The following is a 12,841-nucleotide window of genomic DNA, read 5'->3' as shown; positions in this document are numbered from 1 at the left end:
CCTTGTGGCATTGATTGCGCGGCCCTACTCCGGGGCGCGCAGCTGTCGCAATTGTTGCAGGAATCCGACGCATTCGTCCGGCAGCGGCGCCTCGACGGCCAGCGTCTGCCCCGTTGCCGGGTGGACGAACACCAGCCGGTGGGCGTGCAGGAACATGCGCCTGATGCCGGGATTGGCGGCGGAACGCGCCAGTGACTTGTTCAGGGGGAAATCGCCGTACTTCTCGTCGCCGACGATCGGGAATCCCGAATGGGCCAGGTGGACGCGGATCTGGTGCGTCCGGCCGGTCTTCAGCTCGGCTTCCAGCAAGGTAAAGCCGGGAAACGCCTCGATCCGGTTGAATACCGTGTGCGACGCCAGCCCGTCGGCCTGTACCCGCACGCGTCGCTCGCCGTCGGGCGTGGTGTACTTATATAGAGGCAGCTTCACGTGCTGGCGGTTGTTCGGGAATTCCCCGGCCACGCAGGCGAAATACCGCTTGTCCATGCTGTTGCCGCGGATCTGCTCATGCAGGTGGACCAGCGCCGAGCGCTTCTTGGCCAGCACCAGGATGCCGGAGGTCTCCCGGTCGAGCCGGTGCACCAGCTCGAGGAACTTGGCCTGCGGCCGGGCCTGGCGCAGCTGCTCGATCACGCCGAAGGCAACACCCGAGCCGCCATGGACCGCCACGCCGGCGGGCTTGTTCACCACCAGCAGCTGCGCGTCCTCGAACAGCACGGGAAACTCGCTGGCCGGCACCGGCTGCGCCCCGGATTGCGACGGAGTCGCCACACGCATCGGCGGGATCCGCACCACGTCCCCCGACTGCAGACGATAAGTGGCATCGATACGGCCCTTGTTGACGCGCACTTCGCCAGACCGCAATACCCGGTAGATATGGCTCTTGGGTACGCCCTTGGCCACCTTCAACAGGAAGTTGTCGATGCGCTGGCCTTCGGAGCCTTCGTCAATCGTGACATACGCCACCTCCGGGCTTGCCGGCGCTACATCGGCAGGCTTTTCAATTTGATGGCGTAACTCATTCATTTTCAATATAATTTCCTCGCTGTTCCGGCCGGGGGCCGGCAGCGCAAGACCTGTGTAAGCGATCAATCCCGTGATTAATCTTGGATTGACCGCATTCTACACTTGGGGTCGCCGCCAGCCCGGCACGTCTTCCGCCCTGCGCCGCTTCATTGCGTGATCCGCGCGGGCGCCAGACGGCCAAATGGCGGTAATAGCAGCACGCACGATATCGCCGGCACGCAGGAAGTCGCCCATAGGAGGCTTCGGCGCAGCAAACGATGACGTGGGAACAGAGTGTTCAGGTAAAACAGAATTTAAGAGTGGATGCCCCTGCCGGCATCCGCTTCGGTGAGAGAAGTCCCGCCTGCACCGGGAAACGGTGCCGGCCGGCAGGCCAGCCTGCCGCCTGACTGGAAATACCGGCGCCCGGTCGCAGAACTCCAAGAAGTAGTAGGTGCGCCCGCCAGGAGATGTCAGGCAGCATCGGCAGCCTTGCCGTGTCCGAAAAATTTGCTCTTTGACGCGTCTAGGCCTTCCGCGGCCCGGCCGCGATGCCGCCGGCGCCGCGCCGGTGCCGGTCATGCCGGCGAAATGCATCGCCTCCGGAACGGGAACGCGCCAGTGTCTGCCAGAGCAGCCGCCGGCGCCCTCTCCCGCCCCACGGACGTTACCCCGACGTCATCGCCTCTCTTTCACCCGCGCCCAGCCGCTCGCCTTTGCGCGAAACGGCGCTTTCCGGCAATTCTCGCGCCTTCGCTCGCTCCCTCGCGTGCTCCATGAATCGCCGCGGACACCGCCCAGACGGTGCAACCGCGGCACCGGAGTGAGGTATTGCGATGAAACGCATGCTGTTCAACGCGACGCAACAGGAGGAATTGCGCGTCGCCATCGTCGACGGTCAGAAACTGATCGACATCGACATCGAGACTGCCGGGCGCGAACAGCGCAAGGGCAATATCTACAAGGGTGTCATCACCCGCATTGAACCCTCGCTGGAAGCCTGCTTCGTCAACTACGGCGAAGAGCGCCACGGCTTCCTGCCGTTCAAGGAAGTTGCCCGCGCCTTCTTCAAGGAAGGCATCGACGTGCGCAACGCACGCATCCAGGATGCCCTGCATGAAGGCCAGGAACTGATCGTCCAGGTCGAGAAGGAAGAGCGCGGCAACAAGGGCGCGGCCCTGACCACCTTTATCTCGCTGGCCGGCCGCTACCTGGTGCTGATGCCGAACAACCCGCGCGGCGGCGGTGTGTCGCGCCGCATCGAGGGCGAAGACCGCCAGGAGCTGCGCGAGACCATGGCGCAGCTGACCGTGCCGGAAGGCATGAGCATCATCGCCCGGACCGCGGGCATCGGCCGCTCGGCCGAGGAACTGCAGTGGGACCTGAACTACCTTCTGCAGCTGTGGAAGGCCATCGATGGCGCCGCCGGCGACAACAAGGCCCCGCTGCTGATTTACCTGGAATCGAGCCTGGTCATCCGCGCCATCCGCGATTACTTCCAGCCGGATATCGGCGAGATCCTGATCGATACCGACGAGATCTACGAACAGGCCCGCGCCTTCATGAGCGTGGTGATGCCTGACAACATGAACCGCGTGAAGAAGTACCGGGACGACGTGCCCCTCTTCTCGCGTTTCCAGATCGAGCACCAGATCGAGTCGGCCTACTCGCGCATGGTCATGCTGCCGTCCGGCGGCGCCATCGTGATCGACCACACCGAGGCACTGGTGTCCGTGGACGTGAACTCGGCCCGCGCCACCAAGGGCGCCGACATCGAGGAAACCGCGCTGCGCACCAACCTCGAGGCCGCTGACGAAATTGCCCGCCAGCTGCGCCTGCGCGACCTGGGCGGCCTGATCGTGATCGACTTCATCGACATGGAATCGGGCAAGGCCCAGAAGGACGTGGAAACGCGCCTGAAGGACGCGCTGCGCCACGACCGCGCGCGCGTGCAGATGGGCAAGATCAGCCGCTTCGGCCTGATGGAGCTGTCGCGCCAGCGCCTGCGCCCGTCGCTGTCGGAGGGCTCGCACATCACTTGCCCGCGCTGCAACGGCACGGGCCACATCCGCGATACCGAATCGTCCGCCTTGCAGGTCCTGCGCATCATCCAGGAAGAGGCGATGAAGGAAAACACCGCCGCCATCCACTGCCAGGTGCCGGTGGAGGTTGCCGCCTTCCTGCTGAACGAGAAGCGCCAGGAAATCAACCTGATCGAGCTGCGCTTCAAGGTCAACGTGCTGCTGATCCCGAACAAGCACCTGGAAACGCCGCACTACAAGCTGGAGCGCCTGCGCCACGACGACCCGCGCCTGGAAGACAGCACCGCCAGCTACAAGATGGCTGAGGCTGCGGCCAAGGAGCTGGAAGCCGACACCAGCTACAGCAGCCGCCGCAAGGAAGAAGCCAAGCCGCGCCAGGAAGCGGCGGTCAAGGGGATCACGCCGGAACAGCCGGCTCCGGTTTCCGTGCCGCGTCCGGAGCGCGCCCCGCGTCCGGAAGCCGCCCCGGCAGCTCCGCCCGTCCCTGCCACCAAGCCGGTGGAAGCCGGCGGCTTCATCGCCTGGCTGAAGGGCCTGTTCGGCGCGCGCCCGGCGCCTGCGCCGGTGGTTGAGCCGGCCAAGCCGGTGGCGGCCGCCGAAAGCCGCGGTGGCGAAGGCCGCCGCGAGCGCGGCCAGCGCGGCGAAGGCCGTGGCCAGCGCGGCGAGCGGGCCGAACGTGGCGAGCGCGGTGAACGTACCGAACGTGCCGAGCGCGGCGAACGTGGCGAGCGCCAGGAACGCGGTGACCGCCAGCCTCGCGGTCAGCGTGCAGAGCGCGGTGAGCGTGCCGAGCGTGGCGAGCGCCAGCAAGGCGAGCGCGGCGAACAACGCGAAGGCCGTGGCGAGCGCCAGGGCCGCCAGCCGCGCCAGCAGGAAGGCCAGGCCACTCCGGCCGTCGCCCGCCAGGCTGAAGGCGCCCAGGGCGAACGTGCCCAGGGCGAGCGCGCCGAAGCCCGCCAGGAAGGCCGCCGCGAACGTGGCCAGGAACGCGGCCAGGAACGCCGCGAGCGTCAGCGCGATCGCCAGCGCGAGCGCAGCGACCTGCGTGAAACCGAAGCCGGCGAAGCGCCGCAGCCGGAAGCCGTAGCCGCCGCCCAGGCGCTGGGCGTGCTGCCGCAGGCCGCCGCGGACGAAGTGCCAGCCGTGCGCGCCGAACTGCCGGAAGGTGCCGAAGGATTCGCCGAAACCGCCGAGGGCGAAGAGCGCCGCCGCCGTAACCGTCGTGGCCGCAACCGCTATCGCCGCGAGCGCGACGAAGCCGGCCAGGGCACGCAAGGTGAAGGCGAAGCCGCTCAGGAAGGCGCTGCCGAGACCGCCGAAGGCATCGCTCCGGTGACCGCCGAGGCCGCCGAGGCGGCTCCGCAAGCCGCTTCCCAGGCCGCACCGCAAGCCGAGCCGGCACCGCAGGCAGCTGTTGCTGTTGCCGCGGCGGAAAGCGTCGAAGCGATCCGCATCGCTGTGCCGGAAGGCGTGACCCCTGCCCCCGCCACTGAACCGGTAGCGGCACCGGCCCCGGTAGCCGCACCCGTGGCCGAACCCGCCCCGGCCGCCGTGGCCGCGCAAGCGGAAGCCGCCGCAGCCGTGACCGAGGCGATCGCCGCCGAAGCCGTGGCCGAGCCGGTCGTGGCCGCAGCCGTGGAACCCGCCCCTGCCGTGGCCGCGCCCGCCGCGGAACCGGCCGCCGCGCCGGTCGCGATGGAAAGCCTCGAGCCGATGCTCGCCGGCGCCGGCCTGCAGTGGGTCCACACCGATGCCGACAAGCTGCGCTCCGCCCAGGAAGCGGCTGCACGCATCGTGCCGGCGCCGCGCGTGCCGCGCGAGCGCAAACCGCTGCCGCCACTGCCTCAGGGTCCGATGATCCTGGTCGAAACCAGCCGTCGCGAAGTGGACATGGCGTCGCAGCAGTAAGCCTGCCCGGGTGCCGCCGCTGGCACCCGCGTTCGCTGCAGAGGGGACAGCCTTGGCTGTCCCTTTTTCATGCGCGCCAAATCCCCGAGATTCGCGGGAATGCGGCTCCCCGGGCGCCCACTCGGCTAGAATGGCAGCAAATGCATCCGGGCTTCCGAAGTCCCCCGGCCCGGCCTTGGCAGGCCACTCGCCGGAGCAGCAGCGCCCACCCACAGGCCATGACCGAATCCGTCATTCCGATCTTCGACCTGCGCGACCATCGCTACCACTCGATGACGCCGCGCATCCCCGGCAAGCTGGAACCGCCCTCCGGCCTGGTGGCCGATACCCGCGGCCGGCCGCTGCATGACCTGCGCATCTCGGTGACAGACCGCTGCAACTTCCGCTGCGTCTACTGCATGCCGAAGGAAGTGTTCGATAAGGACTACACCTTCCTGCCGCACTCAGAACTGCTCAGCTTTGAAGAGATCGAGCGCACCGCGCGCCTGTTCGTCGCGCACGGCGTCGAGAAGATCCGCCTGACCGGCGGCGAGCCACTGCTGCGCAAGAATATCGAGCACCTGGTCGAGATGCTGGCAAAGATCGAGACCGTCTCCGGCAAGCCACTCGACCTGACGCTGACCACCAATGCCTCGCTGCTGGCGCGCAAGGCGCGCTCGCTGCGCGACGCCGGCCTGACGCGCGTCAGCGTCAGCCTCGACGCGATCGACGACGCCACCTTCCGCCGCATGAACGACGTCGACTTCGCCGTCGCCGACGTGCTGCACGGCATCGAGACCGCGCAGGCCGTTGGACTGGCGCCGATCAAGGTCAACATGGTGGTCAAGCGCGGCACCAACGACCAGGAAATCGTGCCGATGGCGCGCCATTTCCGCCACAGCGGCATCATCGTCCGCTATATCGAATTCATGGATGTCGGCGCCAGCAACCACTGGCAGATGGACGAGGTGCTGCCCTCGGCCGAGGTCGTGCGCCGCATCGATGCCGAGTTCCCGCTGGAACCCGTGCAGGCCAACTACAGCGGCGAGACCGCCGAACGCTGGCGCTATCGCGACGGCAGCGGTGAAATCGGCGTGATCTCCAGCGTTACCCATGCGTTCTGCGGCGATTGCAGCCGCATCCGGCTGTCCACCGAGGGCCGGCTCTACCTGTGCCTGTTCGCCACCGAGGGCTATGACCTGCGCGCGCTGCTGCGCGGCGGCTACAGCGACCTGGAGATCTCGAACGCGATCGCGCAGGTATGGCAGGGGCGCACCGACAACTATTCCGAGCAGCGCGGCGACCCGGCGGTGCGCCAGGCACGCGCCGAGCGCAAGATCGAGATGTCCTATATCGGCGGCTGAACCCGCCGCCGCACCTTCATGATTGCACGCGACGACATCACCGGCCTGATTCTCGCAGGCGGCAGGGGCAGCCGCATGGGCGGCACCGACAAGGGGCTGCAGCCGCTGCACGGAACGCCCATGGCGATGCATACGATGATGCGCCTTGGCCCGCAGGTCGGCGGCCTGATCATCAACGCCAACCGCAACCTGGCTGCCTATGAATCGTTCGGCGTGCCGGTCTACACCGACACCGTGCCCGATTTCGCCGGGCCGCTGGCCGGCATGCTTGCGGGACTGGAACAGTGCGGCACATCCTGGATGGTGACGGCGCCATGCGACTCGCCTTTTCTCCCCACCGACCTCGTGGCGCGGCTGGCGCAGGCCATCGAGTCCGAGGGCGCGGAACTGGCGATCCCGGTGACGCTGGATGAAACCGGCAAGCGCCAGACCCAACCCGTGTTCTGCCTGATGCCGGTCAGCGCGCTGGACAGCCTGGTCGCGTATCTTTCCGGCGGCGGCCGCAAGATCGAGACCTGGGCCGCCTCGCACCGGCTGGCCGAGGTGATGTTCGACGACGCCGCGGCCTTCGCCAATATCAACACGCTGGACGAACTGCGCACGCACGAAAGCCGCTAGTCGCCGCAATCACCCGCCGCCGAGCCACCATGCCTTCCCTGCAATCCGTCATTTCCTGCCTGTCCGACTACGATCCCACCGCGCTGCCGGTGGACCAGGCCAACCGCATCATCGGCGAGGTGGTGGAGCCGGTGCGCGGCATCGAACAGCTGCCGATCCGCAGCGCGCTCGACCGCGTGCTGGCCGAGGACATCGTCTCGACCATCGACGTGCCGGCCCATGACAATTCGGCCATGGATGGCTACGCCTTCTGCAGCGAAGCGCTCGCCGCCGCGCAGACTGACATGGTCGAGCTTGAAGTGATCGGCAGCGCCTTCGCCGGCGGCGCCGGTGCGCTCGCGCCCACGGCCGTGCAGGCGGTACGTATCATGACCGGCGCGGTAATGCCGGCCGGCTGCGACACGGTGGTGCCGCAGGAATTCGTCGAAATGGTGGCCGACGGCGCCCGCATCCGCTTTGCCGCCGACTGCGTGCGCGCCGGCGACAACCGCCGCCTGCGCGGCGAAGACCTGGCCCGCGGCCAGGCCGCGCTGCCGGCCGGCCGCATCGTCCAGCCCGCCGACCTGGGCCTGCTGGCCTCGCTGGGCATTGCCGAAGTGCGCGTGCGCCGGAGGCTGCGCGTGGCCTTCTTCTCCACCGGCGATGAACTGCGCTCGATCGGCGAACCGCTGGACGCTGGCTGCGTCTACGACTCGAACCGCTATACGCTGCACGGCATGCTGCGCCGGATGAACGTCGAACTGCTCGACATGGGCGTGGTGCGCGACGACCCCGAGGCGCTGGAAACGGCTTTCCGCACTGCCTGCGAAAGCGCCGACGCGGTCATCACCTCGGGCGGCGTCTCGGTCGGCGAGGCCGACTACACCAAGCAGATCATGGCACGCCTGGGGGATGTCACCTTCTGGAAGATCGCCATGCGCCCGGGCCGGCCAATGGCGTTCGGGCGTATTGGCAGCAGCGAGGGCTGCGATTCGGCGCTGCTGTTCGGCCTTCCGGGCAACCCCGTCGCGGTGATGGTCACCTTCTACCACTTCGTGCGGTCGGCGCTGCACCGATTGATGGGTGCCAGCGTGCCGCCGCTGCCGCTGCTGCAAGTGCGCAGCGCGCAGGCGATCCGCAAGAAGCCCGGCCGCACCGAATACCAGCGCGGTATCCTGGGCCGGGCGGCTGACGGGCAGTGGGAAGTGCGCATCACCGGCCAGCAGGGCTCAGGCGTGCTGCGCTCGATGAGCGAAGCCAACTGCTTTATCGTGCTCGGCCACGAGCATGACTCGGTCAAGGCCGGCGATCCGGTCGAGGTCATGCTGTTCGACGGGCTGATCTGAGGGTTGCTCGGAGGTTGATCTGAGCATGGCAAGAAGGTCGGCCGCATCGCTGCGGCGGCAATGTGTCGTATTTGTGCTGCACATTTGCCGCCGTGACGCGTCCGGCGCTTGGCTTTCAGCCTTGCCGTGGGCAGCGGACTATGCTTGGGGTCGGGCAGTCGCTACACTTGGCGCACGCTTCAGCAACAATCAAGTTATCCCCAGTCATGAATCAGGAGATCGCTTACCTCCACCCCGTGAAGACCGCCCGCGCGCTGGTGCTGGTCTACCTGTGCTTCTCCCTGCCGATCGTCTCGCTGGGGCTGTTCGTTACCTTTATCCGCTACGGCGACCTGCCTGCGATCACGGTCTTCAGCGCGATCATCCTGAATGCGCTGATCGGCTTCGGCCTGCTGTGGCTGGCGTGCAAGGCTTACAACTGGGTGGCTGCCCGCTTTGGCGGCATCGAAGTCCACGTGCGCGAGCTGGCGCCCGAAGACGACCGCTGAACCTTCGCTGATGCACGGGCCGGCGGGCTGCCGGCCGCCTCGCCCGCGTTGCGGGCGTTCCCTGCACCGGCAGGCGCTCAACCGCCGCTGTCATCCGGCGTCTGCGCCGCCTCCACCGTCTCCACCCCGTTCAGTCCCAGCAACTGCTGCGCGGCATCGCCCGGCAGCGCTTCCACCGTCCGCAGCTTGCGCGCCATCTGGCGCGTGCGCACCTCGGCCTGCTCGATATTGCGCGCCGCGCGCTCGAGCGTGTCGCGGGTCTTGGCCAGCACGTCGCCGAACTTGCCGAACTCGGTCTTGACCGCGCCCAGCACCTCCCACACTTCGCTCGAGCGCTTCTCTAGCGCCAGCGTGCGGAAGCCCATCTGCAAGCTGTTCAGCAGCGCGGTCAGCGTGGTCGGGCCCGCCACGGTAACGCGATAGTCGCGCTGCAGCAGGTCGGTCAGGCCTGGTCGCCGCAACACTTCGGCATACAGCCCTTCGGTCGGCAGGAACAGGATTGCGAAATCGGTAGTCTGTGGCGGCGCCAGGTATTTTTCGGCAATGGTCTGCGCCTCTCGGCGCAAGGCAACTTCCAGTTCGCGGCCGAAGGCGATGACGCCGTCCGGGTCACCGCGCTCCTGCGCGTCGACCAGCCGCTCGTACTGTTCCTTGGGAAACTTGGCATCGACCGGTAGCCACACCGGCGTGCCGCCGTCGCCATCGCCGCCCGCGGCCTTGCCGGGCAGACGAATGGCAAATTCCACCCGCGCGCCAGAGTTGCGCACCGTTTCGACGTTCTTGCCGTACTGGTCCGGCGTCAGCATCTGCTCCAGCAGCATCTCAAGCTGGACTTCGCCCCAGGTGCCGCGCGACTTCACGTTGGTCAGCACCTTCTTCAGGTCGCCCACGCCCTGCGCCAGCGCCTGCATTTCGCCCAGCCCGCGATGCACCTGCTCGAGGCGATCCGAGACCAGCCGGAACGACTCGCCCAGGCGCTGCTCCAGCGTCGCATGCAGTTTCTCGTCGACGGTACGGCGCATCTCCTCCAGCTTGGCCGCGTTATTGGCCTCGATGTCGCGCAGCTTCTGCTCCAGCGTGGCGCGCACCTCCGCCAGGCGGCGCTCGTTGGCTTCGGACATCTGCGCCAGCTGCTGCTGCAGGCCGTCGCCGAAGCGGCGCAGCGCTCCCGCCTGTTCGTCGCGCGCCTGCTGGCCTTGCAGCATCAGGTGCTGGCGTACGTGCTCGAGCTGCTGCGTGTTGGACCCGGTCAGCTTGGCGAGCTGCTGCGCGAAGGTGTCGATCTGGTTGTTCTGCAGCGTGGCAATGCCGGTCAGCTGCGACGACAGCGCCTGCTGGAAGCGCAGCATCTGCTGGGCCGACTCGTCGCGGTTGCCGCGCGCGGCCTCGGCTACATCGGTACGGACCTCACGCTCCACGCGCTCCATGCCGCGCGCCCCTTCGACGCGTAATTCGGCAAGCTGGCGGGCCAGTTCGGCGCCGGGCGAGGCGGCCTGCTGGCGCAACAGCACGATCACCAGCAGGACGACCGCGAGCAGCGCCACGGCCAGCGTCAGGTACGGAATCAAGGACATGCAGCAACAGGTTAAGCGACGGACAAGCGGGCGCGCCTCAGCGGCGGCCCGGCATGACTTCAGGGTTGATCACGGTGGGCGGATGGCCGGCCTGCGGGCCCTGGTCGAGCGCGGCGATCAGGTTGTCGGCGGCCAGCGTCGCCATGGCGCGGCGGGTCTTTTCCGAGGCGCTGGCGATATGCGGCGTCAGCACGACGTTGGGCACCGTCAGCAGGTCCGGATGGACACTGGGCTCGCCCTCGAACACATCCAGCCCGGCGCCGAAGATGCGCTTGTCGCGCAGCGCCTGCGCCAGCGCTGCGTCGTCGACGATGCCGCCGCGCGCGAGGTTGACCAGCGTCGCCGTCGGCTTCATCAGCGCCAGCTCGGCGGCGCCGATGGCATGGTGGCTCTGCGGGCCATAAGGCAGCACCAGCAGCAGGTGGTCGGATTGGCGCAACAGTTCCTCCTTGCTGACATAGCGGGCGTTGAGCGTGCGCTCGGTGTCCGCCGGCAGCTGGCTGCGGTTGTGGTACAGCACGCTCATGCCAAACCCGCTGGCACGGCGCGCCAGCGCCTGGCCGATGCGGCCCATGCCAAGGATGCCGAGCGTGCTGCCGTATAAATCCATGCCGACGAGCATGTCGTAGCTCCAGCGCTGCCACTTGCCGGCGCGCAGGTAGTGCTCGGACTCGGTGACGCGGCGCGCGGTGGCCATCAGCAGCGCCCAGCCGAAGTCGGCGGTGGTCTCGGTCAGCACGTCGGGCGTGTTGGTGGCGACGATGCCCGCGGCGGTCAGTGCCGGCACGTCGAGGTTGTTGTAGCCGACGGCCATGTTGCACACCGCGCGCAGCGACGGCAGCGCGGCAACCAGGTCCGCGTCGATGCGGTCGGCGGCGTTGGCCAGCACGCCGGCCTTGCCGGCCAGCCGGGCCTTCAGCGCGGCGGCATCAAGCACCGCGTCCTGCTGGTTGTCGTCGACATCGAAATACTGCGCCAGGCGGTCGATCACTTCGGGATAGATGGCGCGGGTGACAAGGACGGACGGCTTCATGGCATCACACATGGAAGAAGAGGAAGGTCATGATGACGAACAGCGGCATCAGGAAAATGCCCGAGTACAGCATGTAGCCGAAGAAGCTCGGCATGCGCACGCCGCGGTTCTCGGCAATGGCCTTGACCATCAGGTTGGGCGCGTTGCCGATATAGGTATTGGCGCCCATGAACACCGCGCCGGCGGAAATCGCGGCCAGAGTCGAGGCGTCGCGCGTCATCAGCGTGGCGGCATCGCCGCCGGCGGTGTTGAAGAACACCAGGTAGGTCGGCGCATTGTCCAGGAACGACGACAGCAGCCCGGTCGCCCAGAAATACATGCTGTCGACCGGCTGCCCGTTGCCGTCGCTGACCGCGCGAATTACGCCGGCAAAGGCGCCGTCTGTGCCGGACTTGAGCATGGCGATCACCGGGATGATGGTCAGGAAGATCCCTGCGAACAGCTTGCCGACCTCCAGGATCGGCTCCCAGTTGAACTCGTTGCCCGCGCGCGCGGTGTGCGGCGTGACCAGCAGCGACACCACCGCCACCACGATCAGCAGCGCATCGCGCACCGCCGCCTGCAGCGGCACGTCGGTGCCGAAGACGTTGAACGAGATGGCCGGCTGCCACAGCCCGCTCATCAGCACCAGGCCGATCAGGGCCAGCAGCAGCACGAAGTTGATCTTGCCGTCGATCGTGATGCCGTGGGAGTCCGGCGTGGGATCGTTCCGCTGCGGCAGTTCTTCCTCCTTGTTGCGGTAGTAATGGCGGTCGACCAGGTAGAACACCACCAGCAGCACCGCGCAGATAAACAACGTCTCCAGGTAGATGTTGCGCATGGTCCAGAAGAAGTCCACGCCCTTCAGGAAGCCAAGGAACAGCGGCGGATCGCCCAGCGGCGTCAGCGAGCCGCCGGCATTTGCCACCAGGAAGATAAAGAACACGACCACGTGCGCCACATGCCGGCGGTTGTCATTGGCGCGCAGCAACGGACGGATCAGCAGCATGGCCGCGCCGGTAGTCCCCATGAAGCTTGCCAGCAGGGTACCCAGCGCCAGGATGCCCGTATTGAGCCGCGGTGTCCCGTGCAGGTTGCCGCGCACGCAGATGCCGCCCGCGACGATATAGAGCGAAGCGATCAGCGAGATGAAGGGGATGTACTCGGCGAGCAGCGCATGCACCGCGCTGGCGGCGGCCGCATGCGTGCCGAACACCGCGGCGAACGGCAGCAGGAACAGCAGCCCCCAGCCCGCAGAGATCTTGCCATAGTGGTGGTGCCAGAACTTGGGCGCGAGCAGAGGCCACAGCGCGACTGACAGCAGGATGCCGGCAAACGGCAGGCCCCATAGCGGCGACAGTGCGGCCCCCTCTATGTCCGCGGCATGCGCGGCCACAGGGAAGACAGCAAAGACAGCTGCCAGCATGGTCAGCATCGGCAACGGTACGAAAGCACGTCGCATCAGGCAGGATCTCCTCGGGAATGCAGCGTTCATGGTGCATCGAGCCCCCGCAACGAACGGCGTG

9 protein-coding genes are annotated in these 12,841 nt (G+C 67.4%); 5 read left to right on the top strand and 4 right to left on the bottom strand.

Annotation, left to right across the window (positions count from 1 at the left end; translation table 11 throughout):
• Nucleotides 1–24: 24 nt before the first annotated feature.
• On the bottom strand, nt 25–1,026 hold the full coding sequence (locus ACAD63_RS05690) for an RluA family pseudouridine synthase (RefSeq protein ID WP_434033539.1): 1,002 nt from the start codon (nt 1,024–1,026) through the stop codon (nt 25–27).
• Between the two features lie 815 nt (nt 1,027–1,841).
• On the opposite strand from ACAD63_RS05690, the gene ACAD63_RS05685 reads away from it, so the two are divergent.
• From ACAD63_RS05685 to ACAD63_RS05665, 5 genes are all read left to right on the top strand, one after another.
• Nucleotides 1,842–4,955: an Rne/Rng family ribonuclease gene (locus ACAD63_RS05685; protein WP_434033538.1), complete on the top strand. Its 3,114-nt coding sequence runs from the start codon at nt 1,842–1,844 to the stop codon at nt 4,953–4,955.
• Nucleotides 4,956–5,173: 218 nt separating this feature from the next.
• Nucleotides 5,174–6,298 carry a GTP 3',8-cyclase MoaA gene (moaA, locus tag ACAD63_RS05680; protein ID WP_195432111.1) on the top strand — a complete coding sequence of 375 codons (1,125 nt, stop codon included), beginning with the start codon at nt 5,174–5,176 and terminating at the stop codon, nt 6,296–6,298.
• Nucleotides 6,299–6,316: 18 nt separating this feature from the next.
• Nucleotides 6,317–6,916, top strand: a complete 600-nt coding sequence (mobA, locus tag ACAD63_RS05675) for a molybdenum cofactor guanylyltransferase MobA (protein WP_133095518.1) — start codon at nt 6,317–6,319, stop codon at nt 6,914–6,916.
• A 29-nt stretch (nt 6,917–6,945) separates the two neighbouring features.
• Complete coding sequence (gene moeA / locus ACAD63_RS05670) at nt 6,946–8,241, top strand: molybdopterin molybdotransferase MoeA (protein WP_434033537.1); 1,296 nt, start codon at nt 6,946–6,948, stop codon at nt 8,239–8,241.
• A gap of 206 nt (nt 8,242–8,447) precedes the next feature.
• Nucleotides 8,448–8,729: a hypothetical protein gene (locus tag ACAD63_RS05665; protein ID WP_029046288.1), complete on the top strand. Its 282-nt coding sequence runs from the start codon at nt 8,448–8,450 to the stop codon at nt 8,727–8,729.
• A gap of 77 nt (nt 8,730–8,806) precedes the next feature.
• Here the strand turns inward: ACAD63_RS05665 and rmuC are convergent, their stop codons facing one another.
• From rmuC to ACAD63_RS05650, 3 genes are read right to left on the bottom strand one after another with little or no spacing between them, the layout of a single operon-like run.
• Nucleotides 8,807–10,303 (bottom strand): DNA recombination protein RmuC, encoded by a 1,497-nt coding sequence (rmuC, locus tag ACAD63_RS05660; RefSeq protein WP_135705572.1) that lies wholly within the window; start codon nt 10,301–10,303, stop codon nt 8,807–8,809.
• A gap of 37 nt (nt 10,304–10,340) precedes the next feature.
• Entirely contained in the window at nt 10,341–11,336 is a 996-nt protein-coding gene (locus tag ACAD63_RS05655; protein WP_133095515.1) for a 2-hydroxyacid dehydrogenase, read from the bottom strand.
• Between the two features lie 4 nt (nt 11,337–11,340).
• Nucleotides 11,341–12,777: a sodium:proton antiporter gene (locus tag ACAD63_RS05650; protein ID WP_133095514.1), complete on the bottom strand. Its 1,437-nt coding sequence runs from the start codon at nt 12,775–12,777 to the stop codon at nt 11,341–11,343.
• Between the last annotated feature and the right edge of the window lie 64 nt (nt 12,778–12,841).

Origin of the sequence: Cupriavidus sp. a3, from assembly GCF_051015765.1 — a bacterium.
Taxonomy (GTDB): domain Bacteria; phylum Pseudomonadota; class Gammaproteobacteria; order Burkholderiales; family Burkholderiaceae; genus Cupriavidus; species Cupriavidus oxalaticus_A.
The sequence above is the reverse complement of the archived record's forward strand: the minus strand, read 5'-3'. Positions and strand labels throughout refer to the sequence as shown.